Source organism: Microcoleus sp. D2_18a_D3 (assembly GCF_036702455.1).
In the GTDB taxonomy this organism is placed as follows: domain Bacteria; phylum Cyanobacteriota; class Cyanobacteriia; order Cyanobacteriales; family Microcoleaceae; genus Microcoleus.
In genome coordinates this window covers 38,200-63,628 of sequence record NZ_JAUBTK010000030.1, presented here as the reverse complement: position 1 = coordinate 63,628, position 25,429 = coordinate 38,200, and the positions used below count along the sequence as shown (strand labels likewise).

The following is a 25,429-nucleotide window of genomic DNA, read 5'->3' as shown; positions in this document are numbered from 1 at the left end:
AACTAATAGACATGAATTGCTTTCATCATGTGATATGCAACTAGCAACTGCGTCAAAGCTAGCGGATAACTTTGCAAAACTTCGCCAGTTGTGCCGATCAGTTTGCCAATTTCCGGGTTGCCTTGGGCGGAGCAAAATCCCCGCAGGTGGGGCAACTCGCTGCACAACATCATTTCCAGTTCGTTTACTTGCTCGCTGGTAGCGTGGGAGTCTACTTCCAAAACGTCAACAGGTTTGCCCATATCCCGATCGAGTCCCAAGCGAATTGCAGGTTTAAAGCTCTCGCTGCCTCGACCTAAAATTTCAGTAAAATCAGGGTGAGGAATTGTCGGTCTGAGCACTAAACGGACGTTCAAATTCGATTGATTGTCCGCTTCGGGCGGGTAAAAACTAACTACAACATCGGCCGATTTGCGCTGAGGACGAATGAAGTCTTCAGAGTCGGGTTCCCGTTTTTTTATTTCTGCAAGCACCTGTTCTTCCGTATAACCGCGCTTCATGACATCGCGCTTAACTTTCCACTGAGTTCGCAACTCTTCGGGAGGAGCAAGATACACTTTTACGTCGTAAGAATCGCGGATTGTTCGGGTTGCGTAACCTAGCAAACCTTCAACTATTACAAATTTGCTGGGCTTGATGTATTCCGGTGGGTCGAATGTACCTGTCGTGTGGTTGTAGATGGGTTTGAGAATTGCTTGTCCGGTACGCAGCAGGCTGAGGTGCTGCTGCATGATGTCGAGGTGATTGCAGTCGGGATGCAATGCTGTGATTCCGATTTCGGCCCGCTGCTTTCTGTCGTAGCGGTGATAGTCGTCAGTGCAAATCACAGTGACATTTTCTGGCCCCAATACTTGGGCAATTCCCCGCGTCAGGGTGGTTTTGCCCGCTGCGCTGTCTCCGACAATACCGAGAAGAATTGGTCGATCGCTCATTGTTTTTACCCGGACGCACAATAGCAAATTTTGTTGTCAATCTTAAATCTTATCAAAGTTGTGTTCGATCCGATCGGGAGCATCTCATATTTGTAAAAACACTTATTATGGCTCCTTCCTTCTTCCTCCTTCCTTCTTCCTTCTTCTTCTTTCCTCCTGACTCCTGACTCCTGACTCCTAATTCCAATTTCGAGCTTTGCTGCTTTCATTGAGATGCTCCCGATCCGATCGCTCGGTTCGACCGAAAGCATCCAGGATACAAGCCCCCGGATTCATCTGTGGAGAAATAAAAAACCTGTATCCGATAAAGGAGCCCCCGAATTTATCCGTGGGGTCAATGCTTCAAATCTAAAATCTAAAATCTAAAATCTAAAATCGATTGACTTGATCCCCCCCGGAGTCTCCCCAATGGGTAAAATTATTGTTATATTTCTTAATATAATGCGGCACAGGAGACTCAGGGAGCATCTGATTAAAAAATCACGCCCATTTCTCAACCGCCCAAGATGTCGATCGTACCTTTGAATCCAGCTCCGCGTGAGAATTTCGGGAAAATTACCCCTGCAAAGTGTCCGGGTAGTCTCTTTTGTCTTTTGTAGTGCAAATTGCAGCGGTGGGCTCGTGGGATATTTTTGGTTTCAAAACCGGCCGCAAGCAGTGAATCAATTCGCCAGTCAATCAATCGACGCCCAGGGCGATCGAATTTATCCGCAATATGAAGTTTTAGCCCCAGCTTTCGCTGTTTTGACAAATTAGTATAATAAATGTGAGTTCAGGAGGCAATCATGCAATCACAAACCTGTTTTTTTTTCCTCTTGCTGGCCTTCAGCAATGCGTCTTTCCGTGAAAAAAATAGGTTTGGACGCACCCGTGCGTAATTTATAAATTAAAACAAATTTTAAGTTTAACTAAGCCCGTAGCAAGCCGATGAATCAACCATCTTCAGAAAAATTAAGGGGCAGTATTTTAATTGTGGACGACAGTCTTAACAATTTATTGTTACTGGAGCTGATCTTATCCAGGAAAGGCTATAAAGTAGAAGCTTCATCTAGCGGTCAACAGGCACTTGATGCTGTGGATTTGGCTCAGCCTGACTTGATTTTGCTCGATATTATGATGCCCGATATGGATGGCTATGAAGTTTGCAGTCGCTTGAAAGCGAGCGATCGCACTCGTGGCATTCCCATTATTTTTCTGAGTGCTGTGGTACAAGCTTCTGAGAAGGTGAAAGCCTTTAATGCTGGCGGGGCGGACTACATTACTAAACCTTTTCAAACCGTAGAGGTAATCGCTAGGGTAGAAAATCAATTGCGACTGCGGGAACTAGAATTGCAACTGAGGGATAAAAATCTGATGTTACAGCAGGAAATCGCCTATCGAGAACAAGCAGAAATGGAAACGCGCTTGCTGTTAGAAACAACCCAGTCTCAGAAAGAAAAAATTGAAGAATTGCTATTAAATATTTTGCCGAAACCGATTGCAGAGCGCTTGCAGGAGGGGCAAAGCATAATTGCTGACAGCTTTTCGGATGTCAGCGTTTTATTCGCCGATTTGGTGGGATTTACGAATTTTGCATCTCAAAAAACTGCGGCAGAAACGGTGAAAGTTCTGAATCAAATTTTTAGTCTATTTGACGAGTTATCGTTACGGCACGGTTTGGAGAAAATCAAAACTATGGGTGACGCTTACATGGTAGTTGGCGGTTTGCCGGAACCGCAGGAAAATCACGCTTTTGCCATTGCCCAAATGGCACTAGATATGCAAGCTGCTCTCGCTAGCTTCAATGTCGAAAACAATCACAACTTTCGTCTCCGCATTGGGATAAATATTGGTGGGGTAGTGGCGGGAGTCATTGGTTTAACTAAATTTAGTTACGATTTGTGGGGGGATACAGTAAATGTTGCTCAGCGGATGGAATCAAGCGGTATTCCGGGGCAAATTCAGGTGACTGCTGCAGTTTACGATCGTTTAAAAGATAAATTTTTGTTTAAAAAGCGCGGTGCTGTTGAGATTAAAGGTAAGGGAGAAATGATCGTTTATTTGTTGGTGGAGCGAAATTAGTTATTAATCATTAGTCATTAGTCATTAGTCATTAGTTATTAGCTCATGTCCAATTAAACAGAACTTACGCATTCGGGGTGAGAAACCGGGTTTCTCCGCAATTTTGCGATTCGTAACCAAAAATCTAGGAAGAAACCGGATTTCTGAGGTCGCAAGTGCATCCAAAACTATTAAAGAGACATAAATTTTTCAGAGAAACCCGGTTGATGAGCGTAACTCCTATGAATGAAAGATTGTTGGTGAAACCCGCCCAGACTGGATTTACATTTGTTGAAGCGGACATGATACAATGACTGACGACTAATGACTAATGACTGATGACTAATGACTAATTACCACTCATCGTTTCGTTTGTTGCTGTAAGTTTCCCAATCGTCTTGTTGCGACGGCTGATACAAAGGTTCTGGTTCTACTTCTGGTTCCAATTCCGCTGACATTTCTAAGTCTGGTTCCGATTCCTGCTGATAAATGTTCAGAGGTTCGACAACGCGGGCGATCGCATCTTTGACAAATGCTTTGACAAACTCGTCTTTCCGATTTAACTGAAACTGCCTTTGCACAACTTCAGTGATGCCACCATCGCCCCAATCTTGGTCATGGCGGAAATATTCAATAAAACTTTTACCGGCAATTCTGGTTAAATAAGCGGCACTGACTGCTTGAATTGCTTTGCCAAGTACAAACCCGGCTACACTTAACTGCAACGCCCTTGACACTACTTGAATTACGCCTTCAACTATTCCCAAACTTGCTAGGGTTTTTGCTAGAGACAAGGCTAATTCTTTGGCGCGATCGATGTTTAATTCGCAGCCGTAAATCTTGGCAATTTCTACTACCATTTGAGCGTTAACTGCTGCGGTTGCTAACAAATCCACAACTGGCAAAGGCGTTACAGCAATTACTCCGGCTCCGATCCACTGAAATCGCTCTACTGCCTTATCAGCTTGCCGCCTTCTTTGAGCGTCAATTAACTTGCGCGCTTGGTCTCCCAAGTGCTGAGATTGCAGCAAAATATTGTCCGCAATTAAGTCTTCGCCTTCGGCTCGCAAAATCGCAGCGACGCGCCGAATTAATGGCATAATATCCGGGTATGGCTGAAAAATTGTGCCGTCTTCTAGTACAACTTTTTGCGGATTGGCGCTAATTGCTACTACATCCATTGCTGATACAAAACCTTTAACACGCTGCCGCAGTCGATCGAGAATTTCATCTCTGTCGGTGTCGGGATAAAGGTCAACTTTATTAAAAACCACGATCGACCTTTTGCCAATTTCCGCCAAAGTCCGCAGCGGTTCGTACTCGGATTTGCGTAAATCGCCGTCCAAAACAAATAAGATCAAATCTGCCCTCGCCGCCAACTGCCTCGCCAATTCCTCTCTATATGTTCCCGCTACTCCCGCTTCCAAGATGCCTGGGGTATCCGTAATTGCTAATTCTCGATCGATTCCTTTCAATTTCAGAGTGTAAGTTTCTCCAACTTCGGTAGTTCCCATCGGCGCACCCACCTGTCCCGCCATCCGCCCCACCAGCGCATTCACAGCGGAAGTTTTGCCCGCAGAACCGGTGCCGAAAACAACTACTCGAACGCTGCCACGAGCCATGCTAGCTTCAATTTCGCGGGCTCTCAACAGCAAAGCTTGCCGCGCTACTTCATCTTGAATGCGATCGACTTGTTGCCGAATTGCTTTGAGATTTTCCGAAGCTGCTTCACTTTTCACAACAGGAATCTTCGGAGTAATCGGCCGTTTTCCCTTAACTTTCTGAGGCCGTTGCAGCAGCCTAAAATAGTAAACCAGCGCAAAAATTAGGGTTCCCAAAAGTACAATTATCAGGAAAATCAGCAAATTAGCCAGCAGCGGAGAAGCAGACCACGCAACTTGACTGTAAAGCCCTGTTAAGGAACTCACCAGCCCAATAATCAGCCCCAGGGTGAGGCAGAAAGCAGCAATTAAGGTTAACAGGCGCGGCAAAGGCATGAGGAAAGCGGCAAATAAAAGGGTTATGCTGTAAACTACCCGACACTCATGCTTTGCATAGAGTGCGGGCTTTCAGTAGCCCTCAAGACAACTTCCTGCTCTTTGCAGGACATTATCTCGGAACCTCCGGGCAGGTTTACGATCTGCCCCAAAGTAGCAATATTTCTTGCTCCATTCACATCGGCATCGCCAATCCATCCGCATCGCTCATTCAGGCACTCAAACCGCTTACCTTGGCGATTGCCAATCACCTTGCAACAGTGACAAGTTTTGGAGGTATAGCGCGGATCTACCAGTCTTACATCAACGCCAAATTTCACGCCTTTATAGGTCAGGAATTGGCGCAACTGGTAGAACGCCCAACTATTGCTGCGTCTCCGTTCTGTTTTAGACCGTGGCAGTTCATTGGTACGCTCTCTGATTCCGGTCAAGTCTTCCAGGGTAATAGCCTGATTTGATGTCTTGGCTTGCTGGATCAGTCGATAGCTGATGGTATGGTTCAGCCATGTCTGGAATCTCCGTTCTCGTCCACTCAACCGTTGCAAAATCTGTCTCGCCCTTCTACGAGTAGACCTTGTGCCTTTGGACGCTTGACGCTGTAACGAAGCCCGTACACGGCTATATCTGTCTCTGGCTTGTGTTACCTGTTTGCCACTGAATTTCTCTCCAGCAGATGTACAAGCAATGTCTGTGCGTCCCAAATCTACACCCAAGACATCATCAGTCTTTTGTTTCTCTGGTGGCTCAGACTCAAGCTGAATGTTCAGATAAAAGCTACCATCGTTGCGCTTTACCAAAGTTGCCGTTTTGGGGTCTTGTCCTTGCAGCAAGTGTTTTTGGTAATTACCAATGTGCAGCTTAAACTTTTCTCTGCCCTTCAGCATGGTCAAGCTGACCAACCAATCCGATTCGCCGAAGGTGAAAGTTCTCGCGTCGTAAGTGGCAGAAGTGGGGGCAAACTTCTTAACGGGCTTACCCTTTTGCTTTGCCGTTTTGCGATTAGCGCAAACTCTACGAATTGCGTGAATCGTCATTTGAGCAGACAGCCCAGAATGCGATCGCGCTTCCTTGTAAATCAAGGACTGAACAGCAATCTGATTCGTCAGCTTTTCGGGTGTATGGGTGTTCACGTACTCACAGCATTTTGCAAAGGCAGTCAGTACCGCATTCAGCTTTTCAACCTGCTGCTGCGATACTTCCAATTTGCAAGAGACTGTAAGAACTTGGGACATTTTCAAAAAGTGAAGTTTTGCTGTTGTTATTGTAGCGTATTGGCAGCTTTCGGGGTATCGAACCCCTCAATTTGCCGCGCATTCCTCCCGACACTCACCTTTCAGGTAGAGTGCGGGACTCCTGCTGTTCTAGTTGATTTTTACATTACGCCGATAGTCATCAGTCATGGCAAATCTCAAATCTCAAATCTCAAATGGCGAAGCGCGCGTTAGCGTTGCCCGCCCCTACGGGGGCTACGCCAACGAAGAGGATCGTACTGCGCGAACCCGCAAATCCCGATTCTGTCGCACTGCGGGCGGGAGTTGCGGGGTTTTAGTGGTAGCGGGTGCAGATAAAGTGCGATCGCGCTCTTGCTGCAATTTTAGAGTTAAATTTAATAGGTTGTGTAAGGTTGTGTACGGTTTTTTCTTTACCTTATACCCCATGAATTACCGCAGAAGCAAGCTCTAATTCCGAGTCAAATATTTGTCCTGCTCGTTCATCTTTTTTGATGTGTTGCCATTCCCAGGCAAAGCAAATTTATTCCTTCTCATATCAATTCCGCGCTTCATCGTCGGGCGTAAAGTCGAATCAAGCTGCCAACAAATAATTCGCGCCATTTTCATTTTTTTGACTCACAGTCAACAGTCAACAGTCAACAGTCAACAGTCAACAGTCAACAGTCAACAGTCAACAGTCAACAGTCAACAGTCAACCGTCAACAATGATAAGGAGTGCAACCGGAATCGATTGCTAATTGCGGACAATCGGCAGAGTAATATGTACCGTAGTTTCCTTTTTATAGATACTGGTCATTGAGAACTCTCCTCCTGCCAGTTCGACAATTTTCTGGACAATTTTTAAGCCGATACCGGTGCCCTGTTGCTCATACCTCTTGCGTTCAAACTGCATGAAGGCACCAATTTTAGCAATTTGCTCTTCTGTCAGGCCATGCCCGGAGTCATGTACAGATAAATGCAGCATCTCCCCTACGACTTGACTACTAACTTTAATGGTTGTCTCTGGTGAGGAGAATTTCAGTGCATTATCAATTAATTCATGGAGAATAGTTGATAGAGATCGCTCTGATAGAGCGATCTCCGCTTCCTCAAGAGAGAACAACAGATCGTTGCTACGGTCGACCTTCTGAGCCTGGTATTTCAACTCGGTTTCAATGGCGGAAGCTGAAAATTCAGTCCGGGCAGATTCCATCTTGTGTTGTTGGCTTGCCGATAGTTCTAATCCTAAATAAATCAGGAATTTATTCGTTAATTTTTCTAGGCGACGGGCAGCCTCATGTGCCCAGCCTAAGAGCTCACGAATTTGGGTCATATCCATGTCTTCGAGCTCGTCCTTGAGCCACCCGATCGTGCCTAAGATGCCATTGAGGGGCGTATTCAGTTCGTGGGATAGAGTAGAAGCTAAGTTGCCACGCAGCTCATTGAGGGTGCTTTCCAAGACACTGATGGTATTTTCTTGGATGTGGTATAAGTTCTGGATATTATCATACTGTTGCTTGATTCTGAGCATTGAATGCACGCGAGCACGCAGTTCAATAGGATTTACAGGTTTACCGATGAAGTCGTCGGCTCCGGCAGTTAGACAATAGGCAAGGTCTGATTTTGAGCTTAATGCTGTCACCATAATGATGGGAACGGCTTGCCATTTTGACATGGCTTTGATTTGCCGACAAATCTCGATGCCGTCTATTCCCGGCATCATCACATCCAGCAAAATAAGAGCCGGATCAAATATGTCGAGGGATGCGATCGCTTCTTGCCCGCTGGCAGCATAATGCAATTGATAATCCTGCTCTGATAACAGGATTTCAATCACATCAAAGTTATCCGGCTCATCATCAACAATTAAGAGAGAGAATTGAGACATAATTGCCACGCTTTTAATAATGTAAAATTTTTGTTTTATGAGTTGATCTGATAGCCATGAGCTAGGCTGCCAAAGTTATTTCAAAAATGGCACCTTTTGGTTGATTGCTTCTGACACCAATTTCGCCCCCATGTGCCTCAACGACCATTTTGCAGAAAGCTAAACCCAACCCTATTTGAGATATCTCCGACATCAGATTTCCAATCTCGTATTTCTCAAAAATCTTGTGCCGCAATGTATCAGGGACACCTGGTCCAGAGTCTATAACCTGGATTTTGGCAGTGCCAGATGTGAGGAATTCTACAGTCACTATGATTTGACTATTGGCTGGGGAAAACTTAATGGCATTCGAGAGGAGATTATCCAGCGCTCGATGTATCATGGTGGCATCAACCGAGACTTTCCTACTGGTTTCTTCTGGTAATTGAGCGACCAGCGACTGATTTTTTTTAGCAGCGAGCGCTTCAAAGTTTGATATGGCAGACTCTATCAGCTCGCACAGATAAACCTCTGTGTAATTGAGACGAGTTTTACCGGATTCGAGTAAAGCCATTTGCAATAAATCATCAATTAATACCTGTATTGCTTGTGCTGACGAGTAAAGTCGATCCAGTTGCCTTTGTTGTTTTTCTCTAGAATACTCTACGCTTTTTAGGAGTTCCAAGCCAAGCAAGATACCAGCCAGGGGATTGCGTAAATCGTGGACTACCATTTTAACCATATCTTCCCGCAATTTTAGTAAGCTTTGCAGGTCGTCATACTGGTGCTTAATTCGCAGCATGGAGTGAACTCTGGCACGCAGTTCAATAGCATTTACAGGTTTACTAATGAAGTCGTCAGCGCCGGCTGTGAGACACTGGGCCAGGTCTGATTTTGAGTTTAATGCTGTCACCATAATGATGGGAACGGCTTGCCATTTTGGCATGGCTTTGATTTGCCGACAAACTTCGATGCCATCTATTCCTGGCATCATCACATCCAGCAAAATAAGATCCGGATCAAATATGTCGAGCGAGGCGATCGCTTCTTGCCCGCTGTCAGCGTAATGCAATTGATAGTCTTGCTCGCTTAAGAGGGTTTCAATTACATCAAAATTATTGGGATCGTCGTCAATGATTAAAACGGATGGTCTGTTCACGGGTTATCTTTAGTGAGAAGCTAAAAGTTGTTGAATAGTGCTTGCCAATTGCTTCAGCTTAACGGGTTTGGTGAGGTAATCATTGGCTCCGGCGGCAAGACAACGATCGCGATCGCCAGTCATGGCTAAGGCAGTTAGGGCAATGATCGGCAGATCAACTAAGTTTGGATCGCGGCGGATCTGCTGCATAGCTTCTAGACCATCCATACCAGGCATTTGAATGTCCATCAAAATTAGATTGGGGTTTTCAGACTTTGCCAGGGCGATCGCCTCTTCTCCATTCTTCGCCAAGAGAATGCGATAGCCTTTAGCTCTCAGGTAGCTCGAAACCGTACTGATATTGGCTTCGTTGTCTTCGGCGAGCAAGATTAAGGGAGAGCCTCCCTGCTGTTCGGGCTGGCTGGGTTCGATGCGGGGCTCTGTCTGGGGTTCCAGGGCAACAGAGGATGGCGCACCAGTAGGGGCAGTGCCCCCGTGCCTGCCCTCGAATTCGATCGCGAAGCAACTTCCTACACCCACAGTGCTGGTGAGCAACACCTGGCCGCCGTGGAGTTCGACAATGCGTTTCACCAAGGCAAGCCCCAAGCCAGTGCCTGTATATTGACGATTCAGCGCGCCATCGATTTGGATAAATGGCTGAAACAGTTTGTTGATATGTTCTGGCGCAATACCAATACCTGTATCGATGACGGCAATTCGCAGAGTCTCTTTGACCAAAAAATGGGGTGGGGAATCGGCAGAATCTGGGTCGGCCCGGCGCTGTTGACCACTAACTTCTACGGTGATGCGTCCTCCGTTAGGAGTGAATTTTACCGCGTTGTTGAGCAGGTTAATCAAGACTTGGCGCATCCGCCGTTCATCAATAAATAAGTCGGCCAGATTGAGTGGGACTTTAATCTCTAGCTGGATGCGTTTTTGCTGGGCTTGTTGTTTGATAAATGCCAGACTGGACTGACAGAGATGATTGATTGAAACTGGGGTGCAATCGAGTTCCATTTGACCCGATTCAATTTTGGCGACATCCAAAATGTCGTTGATTAACTCTAGCAAGTGAGAGCTACTGCGATCGATGGTTTGTAAAGCTTTGATTTGTTGTTCGTTCATGATGCCAAAGACTTGCTCTTGTAGCCCCTCACTCATGCCCAGGATGGCGTTGAGGGGAGTGCGGAGTTCGTGGCTCATGTTGGCGAGGAATTCGTCTTTGAGGCGGGTAGCACGGGCCAGTTCTTGGTTAGAGACTGCCAGTTGTTCGTTGCGCTCGGTGAGTTGCTGCTGGGCTTGTTGCCGTTCGGTGAGTTCTTGCTGCAACTGCTCAAATAGGCTAGCTTGTTGAACCGCGATCGCCAACTGGTTAGCAATTTGTTGCAGGAGTTGCGCTTCCGACTCTTGCCAGACTCGCTTTTCTCGGCAAGCATGGACAGCTAAAACCCCCCAGAGCTTATTGGTTTGCCCAGGGGCAACCCATCTATGGCTTTCGCTGCTTCGGACTTCTTGCAGGATAGGTGCAACGATTTTGGACTGGACTTGACCAACGCTTGCGTATTCCACCAAGCAATTAATCCCCATATCGGTCATTGTATCGGCGACGATACGGGGCTTGCCCTGATAATAGTGGTTGAGGATTTCTTGAGACCAGAGTTGGTCGTCCCAGTGGAGGTTTTTGAGCGGGGAAAACTCGGTCAACACAGATTCTTCAACTATTTGACTTCTGCCATTGCCAAATAGCCGGATTACGATGATTCGATCGCCTTGCAAGATTTCTTTGACTTGCTGTGTCACAGTCGCCAAAATTTGGTTAATATCCAACGATTCGCGAATTTGCTGGGCGATCGCTCCCAAAGTTCGCTGCCGTTCCAGTTGTAAAGCGATCGCCTTTTCTGTTTGCTTGCGGATAGCCAGTTCTGATTGTACCTGTTCGTAGAGGTAAGATTGCTGAATTGCGATCGCTAATTGGTTAGCAATTTGTTTAAGTAAATTGATTTCCCCGTCTTGCCATTGGCGCGGGCGATCGCATTGATGAACAATCAGCAACCCCCAGAGGGCTTGATTCTGAATAATTGGAACTACGAGTTTGGCTCTGACCTGGATGTCTGCTAGAAATTCGACTAAGCAAGGTATGATTGACTCGTTTTCATCTTCGCTATCGTTGAGGGCATAAACTCTTCCTTGGATATAGCGATCGTAGATCTCTTGGGGGAAAACCTCTTCTGGGAATAGAATATCTAGGAGCTTAAGCCTATTTGGCGAAACAGATTCAGCAATGGCAGCCCCCGTCCCTTCAGGAAAAACCCGATAAACCAGCGTTCTGTCTGATTGCAAGAGCTGATGGATTTCCTCAACAGTGCTATTGAGAATCTCGTCCAGATTCAGAGACGATCGCATCCGTTTAGTAATCGCTCCCAGCAAACGTTCCTGTTTTGCTTGTTGTTGCAATCTCAGTTCGGCTTCTTTGCGATCGGTGATATCCTGAAACGTGCCTACCAGACCAATAATATTACCTGAGCAGTCTCGCAGGGGAGCCTTGTGGGTTTCGATAAATAGTGGTTTACCATTCGGTAGGGTTAGCGTTTCTTCGATGCCTAATATAGATTCACCCGTTTCCATTAACCGCCGATCCATCGCACAATACTCATTCGCCTCGGCTTCTTCCTCGCAAATATCTAAATCTCTTTTACCTATACTTTCGGTCGTAGATGGCAAGCCTAGAGTTTTGGCAAACTGCTGATTGCATCCTAAAAAAACAGACTCTCGATTCTTCCAAAACACGGCGAGCGGGATAGTATCAAGTACCGTTTGCAGAAACTGCTGAGATTCCTGCAAGGCCTTCTGGGCCTGTTTGCGATCGCTGATGTCTACTAATACACAAATAGTTTGATCCTCCGAGCCTGGAAGAAGTGCGGCTCCGAGCAGGACAGAAATCCGGCTGCCATCCTTACGGTAGTATTCCTTTTCCAAGGACTCGATCTCGCCATCCTGTATCAGGCGCTCCATCGCTAAAACATCAGCGGGGAGATATTCGGGGGGGGTCATGACATCCCAATGAATCATCCCAGCATTTAGTTCCTCCCTAGTGTAGCCAACCATGTGTAAGAAGCGATCGTTGGCATCGATAATGTTCCCCTGAAAATCGGCAAACATCATGCCGCTCACACTGGAATCAAACACCCGGCGGAAGCGCATTTCACTGCTTTCCCTGGCGAGTTCAGCTTGTTTGCGATCGCTGATATCCGATAAAATTCCCTGGATGCTAATCAAATCCCCTTCAGCATTTATAACGGGTGTGGCGCTGCTTCTCACCCAGAGATAATTGCCATCTCGGTGGCGGTGTCGGAACTCATAATCACTTGACTTTTTACCAAATTTGATATTCTCCCGATAACCAGTAACCACCAAAGAGCGATCGTGTGGATGCACCAGAGATATAAACGACTTACCAATCCATGCACCCTCCTCCCAGCCAAACATCGTCTTGAATTGCGGTGACACATAAGTGAGTATGCCATCGGGTTCACATGACCAGATCAAATCCTTAGCGCCTTCTACCAGCCGCCGGAATTTAGCTTCACTCTCTGCTAATTCGGCTTCGATCTGTTTGCGATCGCTGATATCCCGGCATACACAAATCAATAATCCATCGTCTGTGAGGGTCAGGGATAGCTCTTGGGCAAAGGTAGAGCCATCTTTGCGGAGGGCGATCGCCTCTCCCTCCCAAGCGCGATCGCGCCTCAGCACCGGAAGGACTTCCCGCTCAAACCGTTCTAACTCCTGTTGGGAATACAAAAGTTTCCAAGATTTGCCCAACAATTCTTCAGGGCGTTCGTAGCCCAACAATTCTAGATGGGCTTGATTCAAATAGAGGTAGGTATCTGCTTGGAGAATCGCAATGCCCTCGATCGCCGCCTCAATTGCCGCCCGTTGTATTTTTAGGGTTTCTTCGGTTTGTTTGACATCGCTAATATCGGCAAAATAGCCAACAATCTCGGTTGGGCGACCTTGTTCATCTCGCACCAGGCGCATTCCATCCCGTATCCAAACGTAGTAACCATCGCGATGCAAAAATCGATATTCATGCTGATGAGTGTCGTACTCAAAGAGAGCCGATAGATCTGCCAAAACTCTAGGGGCATCTTCTGGGTGAAGATGGTTAGTCCAGAAGCTGGGGGTCGATACAACTTCTTCTGGCTTGTAGCCCAAAATAGTTTCGATATTTTTGCTGATGAAGGTTGAGTCATAGTCGCGATAGGGCTTACAGCTATAGATCATCGCGGGACTGGATGCCAGAAGAAATTCGAGGCGTTCTTTCAACAGGCGATTTTCTCGCTCTGTCTGTTGGCGATCGGTAATGTCTTGGATCAAAGCCAGCGAATAGAGATGTCCATCATCACCCGATAGGACAGAGATGGAAATGGAAATAGTGCGCCGCTGTCCATCTTGACGCTGGATTTCCTTTTCCACAGCGATCGGCTCCATCTGTCTACAGTTGACGATCGCCTGTTCTGGATCTTCTAGATTCGGGTACCAGGTTTGATACCACCCCAGACGGTTAATTTCTTCTAAGGTGTAACCCGTAATCACTTGCATTTGCTGATTCCAGACTGTGAAGCGGACAAAGGGAAACTCCTCAACTTGATGGAAAACGCACAGCCCTTCTGCCATGTTTTCTACAATTTGTTGACGGAAAGTATTTTCCTGCTGAAGCGTTGCTTCGGCCAACTTGCGATCGGTAATGTCGAAGCGAATGGCTAGATACTGAAAAGGTCGCCCTTGTTCGTCCACAAAGGGGACGATGGTGGTGGCAACCCAGTACAGCCTACCGTTTTTTGCCCGATTGCAAATTTCACCGCGCCAAATCTGACTGCTGTTAATGGTGCGCCACAAGTCTTGGAAGAAAGCAGGGGGATGATAGCCAGAGTTGATAATGCGATGGGTTTGTCCGAGCAGTTCATCGCGGGAGTAGCCAGAGACTACACAGAAGCGATCGTTGACGTAGGATATCACCCCTTCGCGATCGGTGATGACCACAATGGCAGACTGATCCAAGGCCTGTTTAAAGGCTGATAATTCTTGAATTAACTGCTGTCGTTGGAGTTCAGCCTGCTTGCGTCTGCTAATATCCAAGTTGACCCCAATCATGCTCTGGGGATTGCCTTGGGCATCTCGCAGGATCATACCAAAGGTTTTAATAAAGTGGAGGCTGCCATCGGGATGCAACACTCGAAACTCGGTATTAAATTCTGCCTGTCCTAAGACGGCTTGCTGGAGCAATGTTTCGGTGGCGGTGCGGTCTTCGGGATGTAGCCGGTTTGCCCAAATATCGTAAGGCTGAGGGGAATCAGATTGTTTTGTGACACCGTACAGTTCGTACATCCGCTCATCCCAAAAGACGGTGTTCTGTGCAATATCGAAGTCCCAACAGCCGATCGCCCCTGATTTGAGAGACAAAGCGAGGCGATCCGATACTTTCTTTAGTTCCACTTCTGCACGTTTGCGATCGCTAATATCTTTGGCGATGCCTAAAAAGCCGATAATTTGCTGATTGACATCCTTGAGGGCGGTGACGGATAGCGACATAGGAAATCGACAACCATCTTTGCGGATATAGCTCCACTCTTCTTCGCTGACAATACCTTGGCGTGCTTTGGCAACAAGAACCTCAAAGCCGGGGGGAATATTTTGCCCTAGTTCGGCAGATAGTGATGCTGCCCGGTCAATTACCTCATTTGCATCGTGGAAGAGTGCGGGGGAGGCTTTGCCGATGATTTCTCGAGCACTGTAACCCAGCATCTTTTCGGCTCCAGCATTAAAGGTCTGGATGATGCCAGTTGGGTCAGTGGAGATGATGGAGTAATCAGTACCATTGAGGATGGCGCGTTGCAGGCTGTTGACTTGCCAAAGCTCTTGGGTGCGTTCTGCGACTTTGGTTTCTAGCTGTTGGTTGAGTTCCTGGAGTTGTTGTTCGGCTTGTTTGCGATCGCTAATGTCTGTAGTAGTTCCTACATACCCGACTACTTGCCCGTTTGCATCCAGTTCGGGAACGGACTGCCCATATACCCAAGTCACAAGACCGTCGGGATGTTGAAAGCGATATTCGAGTTGGAAAGAGCCCTTTTCTTGGATAGATTGCTCCCATTCGGCGATGACCCAATCGCGATCGTCGGGGTGTAGCCCTTGTTGCCATCCTTCCCCGATGGCGGTTCTTGGGGTGAGTCCGCTGATCAGACACCACCAATCGTTAACATAGATGCACTTGCCCGCAGCATCAGCGCGGAAAATCCCCACTGGTACGGCTTCCACTAGGCTGACGTAGCGTTCTTCGCTTTCTTGCAGGCGGACTTCAGTTCGTTTGCGATCGCTAATGTCGGTAATGGTGCCTATATAGCCGATCCGATGTCCATTGGCATCGAGTTCGGCGACGCACTGCCCATAAACCCACGTTACCGTACCGTCGGGACGTTGAAAGCGATATTCGAGTTCAAAAGAGCGGTTTCCTTGGATAAATTGCTTCCATTCGGCAATGACCCAATCGCGATCGTCGGGGTGCACTCCTTGTTGCCATCCCTGTGCGATAGTGGCTCGTGGTCTGAGTCCGCTGAGCTGAAAGCAGCGATCGTTGACATAGGTGCATAGCCCCTCGGCATCGGTGCGAAAAATCCCCACCGGAGCAGCAGCGGCAAGGGCGGCGTAGCGTTGTTCGCTCTCGATCAGGGTGGCTTCGATGCGCTGTCGCTTTACCAGTTCATTCTGCAATTTTTGCTGGATCGTGGCTTGCCCAAGGGCGATCGCCACCTGTAGAGAAACTTGTCGCAGGAGTTCGATCTCGTCAGTCGTCCAAGAGTGTGCACTGGCTCGATAACTGGCGATCATTAATCCGCGCAGTTGTTCCTCAATCACGATCGGCACCATCAGCTTGGCGCGAATATCAAACCCCACTAACATTTCCTGATGGCACTGGGTCATTGCTTCGCCGTAGATGTCGTTGATGACGCGAATTCTGCCCTGGCGATAGGGTTCAAGCCATTCGGGGTTCATGCAAGGATCGCGGGCTTCCCTATGGAGCACCGATCGCGCCGTGTCAGTAATCGCTTCCGCAATCACCGTGCCGCTAAAGTCAGGTCGAAACTGGTAAATGATGACGCGATCGCACCCCAGAAGCGAGTGAATTTCCTGCACCGTAGTATGCAGAATATCTGACAAATTCAGGGACGAGCGGATCTGCTCGGCAATGGTATTGAGAAGTTGCTCTCGATCTGCCTTTGCTTTGAGGGCGGCTGTCCGAGCTTCCACCTGCTGCTCGAGCTCAAGGTTGCGATTTGCCAGCAGCGCCACTTTTTCCGCCTCTAGGCGCACCACTTTCTCTTCCCACTTCTGGGCCAGCTTGTATAGCTCCAGCGGGTTGAGGGCTTGCAGCAAACTGGTCTGGGTGACGATGCCTAATAGTTCTCCTAGCTCCCCTGTCACCGCCAACCGACGGATCGATCGCTGCTCCACGATCTCTTGCACAGTCCAGAGCGACTCGTCTGGCTTGACCTTAAAAATCGGTGTACTCATCACCGCTTCAGCCAGACAGGTTTCCAGGTTCAAACCCAATGTCTGAAATTGCACAATATCCCGCTCGGTGAGAATCCCCACTGGAATTTGTAGCGGTTCAGTAGAGATTCCGCCTGGGTGTACAATCATCACGGAACTGACGCGATGCTCTGCCATAAGTTGGGCGATCGCCAGTAGGGAAGAATCTGGCGCAGCACAAATCACTTCGCGGGTCATCACTTCTGCTACCATACGCAACCGCAGCAGGTCGATCGGTCGAGAGGTTTGGCGCAGACTTTCGTGAGTCACTAGGCCCACTAGGCGATCGAGTTCGTCCAGGATGGGCAAATGGCGAATCTGGTGCTGCTGGAGCAGGTTAATCGCCAAAAATAAATCGGTGAAGGCGGACTCGCGGAGGGTGACGACTGGATATGTCATCACCTCCCGGAGCGCCAAAGTCTCCAAGGAACGCTGCCCAGCACTCAGCCGCACCACGTCTCGCTCGGTCAGTACGCCGACCAATTGCTCGTTTTCCACTACCAACACGCAGCTCGATCGCGCCTCTAGGTGGAGGTCGTCGAGTTGACCGTCGGCCGTTCTAGGGGTGTTGCAGAGCGATCGCACGCCGCTCATTTGGGCGATCGCATCCATCACCGTCGTATCGGGCGAAACCACCAATGGTTCCGGGACGATCGCAGTCCTGAGTTCTATTGGAGTGAGAGCCGTAGTACGCATGAACATGAGTTTATAGGGTTTTATTGCTGATTATTTTTTTAAACTCTTCGCCTTAAAAACATGAGCTGATAGCGTAGCCTGGGGTCAGCGATAGTAACGAGAAGAGTTACTATCGCTGCACGACATTCTCTAAATATTATATTTACTTACAGTTCGCTTTTGCATGAAATGAGTTAGGGAATTTATGCAACTCTAAGGTAATGCTTTTTCCTCAGTTTCATGAGATAATAAAAAGAGGAAGTACCGCTTTTTAATCAGTTTCATGAGATAATAAAAATAGAAAATGCCGTAAACCCTTTACTCGACTATATTGAAGCTCGGAGAACCCGCCGTAACGATAAATTTTGTTGACGATTGACGATGACTGTGAATTATACAGAGCATACAGAACACTATTCCCAGAAGTGAGAACTTGTGATGCGTTTAATTACTTTCATAGAGGAATTTTCTGATATTAAGCGTAAAACACTACTAGCAATATTTCGTGTACTGGGATTAAGCAATGAACAAAAAATATGGCATTCTCTAAGCAAATTACTTGAAAATTAGAACGCTTGAGAGAAGCTAGGTTAAACCTTATTCTACCCGAACTAGCGGGACAATAAATTTTTATAATAATTATTGTTGATAAAGTAGCAAATTCAAAGAAAGGGAAGACAACCGATTATCTGAAACGATGTCACCAATCAAATAGAGTTTAAGTAAGTCGGCGAAAAAAAAACGAACTCTGTTAAACAAACAAGTGAATACACAGAATGTTTCTACTGAGGCAACTCAATAGATGGGCGCTATATTAACAGAAACCCGGTTTTTTGACACCAGTGCCTCCTGGAAGATCCGAAAGTAGAAACGAGAAACCCGGTTTCTTAGGCAAGGTAAGAGCGCCCTAATTTACAAAAATTATCACATTAAATATCAATGCGGTGCTCTCAAATCAGCCGCGAGTTAAGTTAGACTGAATTGTCAGTGCGTGAATTATTCACAGGTTAGCATCTATGCAGCTCAAACATCTAAATCAGCCTTCAAAAGACCTCTCTACCTCTTGCGAGCATCACATCAAAGACAGCCAGCCACCACAGCCCAATTATTTCGCTGACATAGCCCGTTCCTTCCGCAACCTGAGTATTCACGACAAAATCTGCCGTGGGTACGCACTGGCTCTTTGTGTTGCGATTGGGGGAACGGCTGTCGGGATGTTGGTGGGCACTTATTACTATCGAATAACTAATAATCAAGTACACATCGAGCGAGAAAGTCAGCTTTTAAATAAGTTACAGGTGGCTTTACTGCGGACGCAAAATAGCCAAGAATGGCTGATTTACGGGCTAGAGAATCCCCAAACCTTTGACCGTAAATACCAACAGTTACAAAACAATATTTCCACTTTAAAACTGTTGTTTTCAGAATTTAAAAAACCTAACAATCTAGAACAAATTGAAGGGATAGAAAAAATTAGAAAAACTGGCGATTCGCTACTAGCAAATTATATTTTTCCACTAGAAATAGTTAATAAAAAAATTAGTAAGTTGCCAAACAACCCCGCTCAACAAAGTATTAAACGTAAGTTGCTGTTGAATTTCGAGCGAGATAAGATTGGGTTGCAACTAGATAGGGCGGTTAATGATATAGCAGCAATTATCGATCGCGCCCAAGTGCAAGAAGATGCAGGGCGGAAGGAACTGCTGCGAGCGCAGGCGCTGCGGGTGCAAATAATTTTGGGTAGCATGGGACTGTCGATCGTCGTTGCAGCAGTGCTGGCGGGCTTCACCAGTCGGGCGATCGCCAAACCCCTCGCCGCTGTAACTAAAATCGCTCAGCAAGTGACGGAAGAATCTAATTTTCAGTTGCAAGTACCAGTTACCAGCACCGATGAAGTGGGAGTATTAGCAGCTTCGCTGAATCAACTGATTCAGAAAGTAAATCAGTTGCTAGAAGAATTGAAATCTGAACAACAAAGCAAGATACTTCAAAATGAGAAGATGGCAACTTTGGGGCGGATGTTAGCCGGCGTTGCTCACGAAGTTAACAACCCAATCAATTTTATCTATGCCAATATCGATCCTGCCAGAAATTATGTTGAAGATATTTTAGATTTGCTCAAAACTTACGAAACAGAAATTTCCAACCCCCCTGCCGCAGTGATCGCCAAAGGCGAAGAAATAGACATCGATTTTCTCAAAAAAGATTTGATCAAAATATTGGACTCAATGCAAGTAGGCGCTGAAAGAGCAAAAGCTATTATCTTAAGTTTGAAAGATTTTTCTCGCCTCGATGAGGCAGCCCCTCATCCCGTCGATTTACACGCCTGCATAGACAGCAGTTTGCTCATTCTCAACAGCCGCATCAAACAGGGCATTGAAGTGGTGCGACATTACGGGAATATTCCGACTGTGGAAGGCTATATGGGTTTGCTTTACCAGGTATTTGTGAATCTTCTCAACAATGCACTAGATGCTGTGGAAGAGAAAGCAAAAATGGAGAAATCCAGCTCTGAGAAGGCGAAAAAACGATCGGCTTCCGAGTCACTCCAGGAAGCACCGAGTTTTTCGCCGAGGATTGTGATTGCTACAGAATACTTGGACGACGACTCAGTGGTAGTGCGAATTTCTGATAACGGTACGGGAATAGCACCAGAGAGCCAAGAAAAAATGTTTGAAACATTCTTTACTACTAAACCGAGAGGTGTAGGCACTGGTTTGGGATTGGCAATTGGTCGCGAAATTATCGTCAAGAAACACGGGGGGACAATTAACTTTTGGTCGGAGGTTGGAACGGGGACGGAATTTTCGATCGCCCTGCCGATTAAGCATGAGAATTTAATGCAAAATACGCTCTTACAACCTCCAGTTGCTCGTGAATATAATTCCCTCGGCAACGAGAACGTGCCAACCAATCCCAAAAAAAGAGGAACTGTAAAAACTTAAAAATTATATCATTTCCGGTTACACCGGAATGATGTTGACTGTTGACGCCGTGAACAGTGAACAGTCAACCGTCAACAGTGAACAGTGAACTCGAATTTACTATTCCGATGCTAACGGATTTGATATTATTCGTTTTTATCCCTGTTTCAAAAAAGAATGCAACTGCAAGCAAGCTCCGCAATCTGATGTCATAATTCATTCCACATCTAAAATCTAAAATGGTATGAGATTGCTTACTGACTGGCTGTCGCTCCCCCACTCAAGGAGTGATAATACCCAACTCAAAACTATAGCAGTTCTCAATCTTGGTGAGGTAGGCCCTATGCCCTATGCCCTATGCCCTATGCCCTATGCCCGCTTATCAAGCGTGCACCTCATGTTACGCTCGAAAGGCTATATTTTCAGTAATCTTGAAAAACAGGAGTTGCTATAATTTTAAGTTGAGCAATCACTGTACGGAGCGAAAATGATGGGACTATTTGACCAAATTTTGAGCGCGATCGACAATCCCAACCAACAAGCAAACCCCAATCAGTTGGGCAACATTGTCGGTGCGGTAGAGCAGTTGAGCAGCAACCAGGGCGTCAATACGGGTACGACTCAGGTAGCAATGTCGGTTTTGGGCGGATACGTGCGATCGGCATTGCAAAACGTGCGATCGCAGTCAGGAGACGCACAAGCTCAACAAGTTGTCAACCAATTTAGCGGCACAAATCCCAATCCGCAAGCGGTACAGAGTTTGTTCGGCGCTGGCCAACTCACGCAGATAGTGAACGATATCGCCCACAGAACCGGTTTGAATAACGCCACAGTGCAGGCGATGATACCTGTTTTGGTGCCGCTGGTGCTGAATTTGCTAAAAACCGGCAGCAACGCCCAAAACCCAGGCCAAGGCAGCAATCCCGTTTTGAATACGTTTTTAGATTCAGATGGAGACGGTGATGTAGACATTACTGACGCCATGTCGATGGCAGGCCGCTTTTTGAATCAGCGCAGTTAGCGTTAAGATGTGGGGATAGAGATTGGCGGGCGCTCGCTCTAAATGGCAGAGTTTGACATGATGGAAAGTCTGCTCGCATAATTAACACAAATCAATGTGTAATTTCGCTCTATTATGCTTTTTTAGTGGGAGGTGACTTAGACTACTCCATCATCAGTTAAACTCTTGCTCTTTCTCTCTCTCTCTGGGCCATCTGGTTTTGCATACGATTATATAAATCAACTTGAGGATCGGAATGGGTAATGCAAGCAACTAACGCATAACGTTGCATTTCGATTTCATCGGGCTTTGCCCATTTACGATTACAACTCACAATTAGCGTCATCGAGCCGTCATCATATTTTGTGGATTTCGACGTTATTTCTACTTGTCCCCTTTGGACTGTTCCTTTCTTGCGAAGATTGGAGCCTGGAGATAGTTTGACTTCAATGCCAGAGCCATATTGTTTTATTAACTTTCCTTTTGTATTGTCTGTGGACTCATCAGGAGAACTCGTCTTGCTAGCAGCTTCATAAGCTTTTCTAACCAATTCACGATCGATTCCTTTAAAAAGTTCAAATTCCATTGTGACTCCTAGATATGAGTCTCCGCGAGTTGGGCGAGTTGGCGGATCAAATGCCAAGGTAATTGACAACATACGAGTACCTTTTACTTTGAAAAATTCAGGTGGTAACTGGGGAATTTCGTAAACATCAAAACATCCTACTTTGATCCGAACATTATCTTCTGACAGAACAACATAGTTTTCAGCAGAATACATTGCACGTTCTAAGTCAGCCTGTCCATAACCATAGATGGCTAACTGCTTTTTAATTTGTTTTGTATTTATACTTTGAGACTGCTTTTTGTTACATTGAAATTGGGGAGGAATTTCTTTAGGAAGAAGCGCAGAATTGACAATAAGCGCCCGAATTAAATTAGAACTGGCATCTGGATATTTTGTAAAAAGTTGAGCAGCCAGGTTAGCAACACGAGGAGCCGCAAAGCTTGTACCACTACAGATTTGAAATAAAGAACTTTTTAAATCTTTGGATAGAGTCACAACAGAAACACCAGCTACAGAATCTGGTAGTTGCAATTTTGATTTAGGTAAATCCAGACCTTCTTTATATTTGAGGTTTATTACAACATCTCCGCCAAAATCTACAACATCAGGCTTAATCATTCCATCGACCCCAAAACCTGTTCTAGTGAACGGAGAGGGGTATCCTGGTAGTTTGGCGATCGCCTGACGACGAACATCAGAGGGTTCTGTAATACTACCGCGACCTAATGATAAAGAACCTACCGTTATTGCAATTGCTGAAGTCGCTGGATCGATAATTCGAGCGCTCTTTTTCAGCAGATAATTTGGGTAATCAGTCCGTAGTTGCTCATCTGATTTTGCCTCTTCATAAAAAGCATTTCCTGCTGAAATCACAAAAACAATATTTTTGTGTTGGTAGTCATAAGCAATTTCATCTATTTTGGCAGCTAATCGAAACTGCTTGAGCCCCTCTCGGTAAATTTGGTCAGCGTTACCTAGCGAGATATTGATAACCTTGCAATTGGGATACTGTTCAACAAAAGCACGAATGGCTTGATCGAGTTGAGTTTCTACGAGAAGGTCTTCATCATATGCGTTTTTTTCGTTTGTCACACGGGCAGAGAATAGCCAAGCCGTTGGCTCGAATGAACGTTTTTTAATGCAGTTTTCAACATTTCCATAGATAGCAATTCCAGCGACATTAGTACCATGTCCATTTACATCATCAGCGCCGCCTTTTATAAATTCCCTTTTTACATCTGGGAATACTTCAGTTTCACCCAACACCGGAGCTATCAACGGATGACCACGCTGTACACCAGAATCAATAACCAGAATGCCACAATTATCTTCAGGTGGGGCAAGAACTTCGGGAAAATCAGAAATTGGCAGATTATAATCAGCAGTTCTTTCAAATGCAGGTTGGGGAGGGCGATCGATTTCTTTAACGATTTTCTCTTCCAGCAAAAGCTCTAAAACTTCGTGGGTGACTTTAATCCGAGCAATACACAGATATTCACCTATGTAGCTATCGCTCATTCTCATAGGAGCAGTATCGCTGGGTAAGCTCTCTAGCACTTCGGCGATATCATCTAAATACTTTCGCATCTCTGTGCGATCGCCTGTGTGCCAAAGTTCCAAATCTAAGGCGGTAAGTTCACCTAATTGTACAGGCTTTAGCTGCAACAAACGACCAATACGATCTTCACGTTCGAGGGGAACTAGCTCATCAATCGCTCCTAAGTATTCATACTTTGGGCCCTCTTGAATTTGACTATAATTTTCTAACCGTCTCTTGAATTCAGTTAGCTGATTGTCCGATGAAAAGACAACAATGGCTTTATTGGGTTCACAAGCTAGTAAATTTAGTCCTGCTTGAGTCACCATGTCTTCTGAGAAATAGCCTTTTTCAGCAATTTTGATCTTAAAAATCAATTTTGGGTCAAGACGGAAGGGGCTGGTCTTTTCCTTAACAGGCTCAATCAAGGGAGAAAGTTGATTTAATAAACGCCTACCGTGTTCGCTGACATCACGTTTTGTACCACCAAAGCCACCCCTAGCAGCAGAGCGCCGAGGTAATTCGATGTTGATTCTGGGTAATTTCAGGTGGTCAAACTTACTTACCATTAGGATTAGACGTAAATAATTACTTTGAGCTTGCTATTACACTTTGTCTCTCTAGAAAGCGCCCAATCGCCACCTCTAAATCATCAGCAGTCAGGGTACGTTCTCCTCGCAAAACCACGGCTTTAATTGCATCGGAGCAGATGCGTTCTATATCTGCTCCAGTAGCATTCTCAAGCCGATCTGCAAAAGTAGATAGATTAATTGCAGTATAACGGATTGCAGACAGATAGCGACTTAAAAGCGCCGTCCGCTGTTCAACCGTTGGATTATCGAAGAAAATAACTTCATCAAATCGTCGCCATACGGCACTATCCAGTAGTTTTTCGTGATTAGTAGCAGCAACAAATATACTTTGATTAGTCGCATTATCTATGAGCTGTAGTAAGCTATTCACGAGGCGTTTAACTTCACCATGTTCATTTAAGTTATCACGATCGCGGGCTATAGCGTCAAACTCATCGAACAAAACCAGCCACTCACCCTTTTCAATGTAGGTAAAAATTTTCTGAAGATTGGTTGCAGTTTGACCCAAGTAAGAAGAGAATACTGCTGTCAGGTTCACGTAAACAAGTGGGAGCCCCAAGGCGCTAGATAGGATTTTTGCCGTTTGGGTTTTACCACACCCAGGGGGACCACAGAAGAGTAATTTGTTTTTGGGCTTGAGGTTATAGGCTGCAAGGATATCTTGTTTACGGTTTTCGAGGACGATTTCTTGCAGGATATCAAAAATTTTTTCACTCAGGACGATGTGATCCCAAGTAAGGTCAAATTGTTTGACATCAAGCAAGGCAAGTCCAGTATCCTTGTCTTTAGGAGGCTCAGGAAATTGGTGCCAGGGAGTCGGGTTAGCAGCTAGGGGTTTGATGTATCCATTGCCGTTTTGAAGCAGCTTTTCCAAATCTCTAGCAAGTAAGAGGTGATTTTTATTTCTTTCTTCTTCAATAATTTCCATAGCGGCAGCCAAAAACCCTTCTCTCTCGTTATGAGAGAAGCTTTTGAAGAGTTTTCTGAGGGTTTCGCCACGCGCCATACTTAGAATGGGAGTTAAACAGTTTATCTACCTTAATTAAACATACTACATATTTCCTAAAAAGTCAACATTTAAAACCTAATATATATATCGATTTATTGTAGAGCTTAAATATCCACTTTAATAGCAATTAAAACTCTTTCTTTATAACTATATAAGATTTTTATTGTGAACTATTTTATGGCCTTACCCGATATTTTTTGGTATGTAAAAATTTTTAAGGAATAAAATAGCCTCAATCAAAATTAAAATACACTCACTAATTACAAGGATTGGATAAACTTTTGATGGTGCCTTTATGATATCCCGATCGTCGCTCGTAGCCAATTAATTAGATTGGGCTTTTTTAACCGC

The 25,429-nt window shown here is 45.9% G+C and carries 14 protein-coding genes; 4 read left to right on the top strand and 10 right to left on the bottom strand.

Annotation, left to right across the window (positions count from 1 at the left end; translation table 11 throughout):
* Window positions 1–2: 2 nt before the first annotated feature.
* Both QUB06_RS15970 and QUB06_RS15965 read right to left on the bottom strand, forming a co-directional pair.
* A complete protein-coding gene (locus tag QUB06_RS15970) occupies window positions 3–932 on the bottom strand; it encodes a phosphoribulokinase (RefSeq protein WP_333436094.1) in 930 nt (309 codons plus the stop codon).
* A 5-nt stretch (window positions 933–937) separates the two neighbouring features.
* Window positions 938–1,141, bottom strand: coding sequence for a hypothetical protein (locus QUB06_RS15965; RefSeq protein ID WP_333290311.1), 204 nt, complete (start codon window positions 1,139–1,141; stop codon window positions 938–940).
* Between the two features lie 718 nt (window positions 1,142–1,859).
* Between QUB06_RS15965 and QUB06_RS15960 the strand changes: the two genes are divergently transcribed.
* Window positions 1,860–2,993: an adenylate/guanylate cyclase domain-containing protein gene (locus QUB06_RS15960; RefSeq protein WP_333436093.1), complete on the top strand. Its 1,134-nt coding sequence runs from the start codon at window positions 1,860–1,862 to the stop codon at window positions 2,991–2,993.
* A gap of 332 nt (window positions 2,994–3,325) precedes the next feature.
* Here the strand turns inward: QUB06_RS15960 and QUB06_RS15955 are convergent, their stop codons facing one another.
* Both QUB06_RS15955 and QUB06_RS15950 read right to left on the bottom strand, forming a co-directional pair.
* Window positions 3,326–4,969, bottom strand: a complete 1,644-nt coding sequence (locus tag QUB06_RS15955; protein WP_333436092.1) for a GTP-binding protein — start codon at window positions 4,967–4,969, stop codon at window positions 3,326–3,328.
* A 35-nt stretch (window positions 4,970–5,004) separates the two neighbouring features.
* Window positions 5,005–6,201: an RNA-guided endonuclease TnpB family protein gene (locus tag QUB06_RS15950; RefSeq protein WP_333436091.1), complete on the bottom strand. Its 1,197-nt coding sequence runs from the start codon at window positions 6,199–6,201 to the stop codon at window positions 5,005–5,007.
* A gap of 166 nt (window positions 6,202–6,367) precedes the next feature.
* Between QUB06_RS15950 and QUB06_RS15945 the strand changes: the two genes are divergently transcribed.
* Complete coding sequence (locus tag QUB06_RS15945) at window positions 6,368–6,652, top strand: hypothetical protein (protein ID WP_333436090.1); 285 nt, start codon at window positions 6,368–6,370, stop codon at window positions 6,650–6,652.
* Here the strand turns inward: QUB06_RS15945 and QUB06_RS15940 are convergent.
* The 4 genes from QUB06_RS15940 to QUB06_RS15925 all read right to left on the bottom strand — a co-directional run bounded on the left by QUB06_RS15940 (window position 6,649) and on the right by QUB06_RS15925 (window position 17,474).
* A complete protein-coding gene (locus tag QUB06_RS15940) occupies window positions 6,649–6,801 on the bottom strand; it encodes a hypothetical protein (RefSeq protein WP_333436089.1) in 153 nt (50 codons plus the stop codon). The genes QUB06_RS15945 and QUB06_RS15940 overlap by 4 nt on opposite strands.
* A gap of 133 nt (window positions 6,802–6,934) precedes the next feature.
* Window positions 6,935–8,068, bottom strand: a complete 1,134-nt coding sequence (locus tag QUB06_RS15935; protein ID WP_333436088.1) for a hybrid sensor histidine kinase/response regulator — start codon at window positions 8,066–8,068, stop codon at window positions 6,935–6,937.
* A gap of 61 nt (window positions 8,069–8,129) precedes the next feature.
* Window positions 8,130–9,206, bottom strand: coding sequence for a hybrid sensor histidine kinase/response regulator (locus QUB06_RS15930; RefSeq protein WP_333436087.1), 1,077 nt, complete (start codon window positions 9,204–9,206; stop codon window positions 8,130–8,132).
* A 9-nt stretch (window positions 9,207–9,215) separates the two neighbouring features.
* Window positions 9,216–17,474: a PAS domain S-box protein gene (locus QUB06_RS15925; protein ID WP_333436086.1), complete on the bottom strand. Its 8,259-nt coding sequence runs from the start codon at window positions 17,472–17,474 to the stop codon at window positions 9,216–9,218.
* A 989-nt stretch (window positions 17,475–18,463) separates the two neighbouring features.
* On the opposite strand from QUB06_RS15925, the gene QUB06_RS15920 reads away from it, so the two are divergent.
* Both QUB06_RS15920 and QUB06_RS15915 read left to right on the top strand, forming a co-directional pair.
* Window positions 18,464–20,392 (top strand): ATP-binding protein, encoded by a 1,929-nt coding sequence (locus QUB06_RS15920; RefSeq protein ID WP_333436085.1) that lies wholly within the window; start codon window positions 18,464–18,466, stop codon window positions 20,390–20,392.
* 469 nt (window positions 20,393–20,861) lie between these two features.
* Complete coding sequence (locus QUB06_RS15915) at window positions 20,862–21,392, top strand: hypothetical protein (RefSeq protein WP_333436102.1); 531 nt, start codon at window positions 20,862–20,864, stop codon at window positions 21,390–21,392.
* Between the two features lie 157 nt (window positions 21,393–21,549).
* On the opposite strand, the gene QUB06_RS15910 is transcribed toward QUB06_RS15915, so the two are convergent.
* Together QUB06_RS15910 and QUB06_RS15905 are read right to left on the bottom strand one after the other, a co-directional pair.
* On the bottom strand, window positions 21,550–24,045 hold the full coding sequence (locus QUB06_RS15910) for a S8 family peptidase (protein ID WP_333436084.1): 2,496 nt from the start codon (window positions 24,043–24,045) through the stop codon (window positions 21,550–21,552).
* Between the two features lie 19 nt (window positions 24,046–24,064).
* The gene (locus tag QUB06_RS15905) at window positions 24,065–25,075 is read right to left on the bottom strand and encodes an ATP-binding protein (RefSeq protein ID WP_333436083.1); all 1,011 of its coding nucleotides are present in this window, start codon (window positions 25,073–25,075) and stop codon (window positions 24,065–24,067) included.
* Window positions 25,076–25,429 lie beyond the last annotated feature (354 nt).

What these genes read in the sequence shown, in the direction of transcription:
- QUB06_RS15910 (WP_333436084.1), bottom strand. Translation starts at nt 24,045, where the DNA reads ATGGTAAGTAAGTTTGACCACCTGAAATTACCCAGAATCAACATCGAA.
- QUB06_RS15945 (WP_333436090.1), top strand. Translation starts at nt 6,368, where the DNA reads ATGGCAAATCTCAAATCTCAAATCTCAAATGGCGAAGCGCGCGTTAGC.
- QUB06_RS15920 (WP_333436085.1), top strand. Translation starts at nt 18,464, where the DNA reads ATGCAGCTCAAACATCTAAATCAGCCTTCAAAAGACCTCTCTACCTCT.
- QUB06_RS15950 (WP_333436091.1), bottom strand. Translation starts at nt 6,201, where the DNA reads ATGTCCCAAGTTCTTACAGTCTCTTGCAAATTGGAAGTATCGCAGCAG.
- QUB06_RS15940 (WP_333436089.1), bottom strand. Translation starts at nt 6,801, where the DNA reads ATGGCGCGAATTATTTGTTGGCAGCTTGATTCGACTTTACGCCCGACG.
- QUB06_RS15955 (WP_333436092.1), bottom strand. Translation starts at nt 4,969, where the DNA reads ATGCCTTTGCCGCGCCTGTTAACCTTAATTGCTGCTTTCTGCCTCACC.
- QUB06_RS15970 (WP_333436094.1), bottom strand. Translation starts at nt 932, where the DNA reads ATGAGCGATCGACCAATTCTTCTCGGTATTGTCGGAGACAGCGCAGCG.
- QUB06_RS15915 (WP_333436102.1), top strand. Translation starts at nt 20,862, where the DNA reads ATGGGACTATTTGACCAAATTTTGAGCGCGATCGACAATCCCAACCAA.
- QUB06_RS15935 (WP_333436088.1), bottom strand. Translation starts at nt 8,068, where the DNA reads ATGTCTCAATTCTCTCTCTTAATTGTTGATGATGAGCCGGATAACTTT.
- QUB06_RS15905 (WP_333436083.1), bottom strand. Translation starts at nt 25,075, where the DNA reads ATGGCGCGTGGCGAAACCCTCAGAAAACTCTTCAAAAGCTTCTCTCAT.
- QUB06_RS15925 (WP_333436086.1), bottom strand. Translation starts at nt 17,474, where the DNA reads ATGTTCATGCGTACTACGGCTCTCACTCCAATAGAACTCAGGACTGCG.
- QUB06_RS15965 (WP_333290311.1), bottom strand. Translation starts at nt 1,141, where the DNA reads ATGAAAGCAGCAAAGCTCGAAATTGGAATTAGGAGTCAGGAGTCAGGA.
- QUB06_RS15960 (WP_333436093.1), top strand. Translation starts at nt 1,860, where the DNA reads ATGAATCAACCATCTTCAGAAAAATTAAGGGGCAGTATTTTAATTGTG.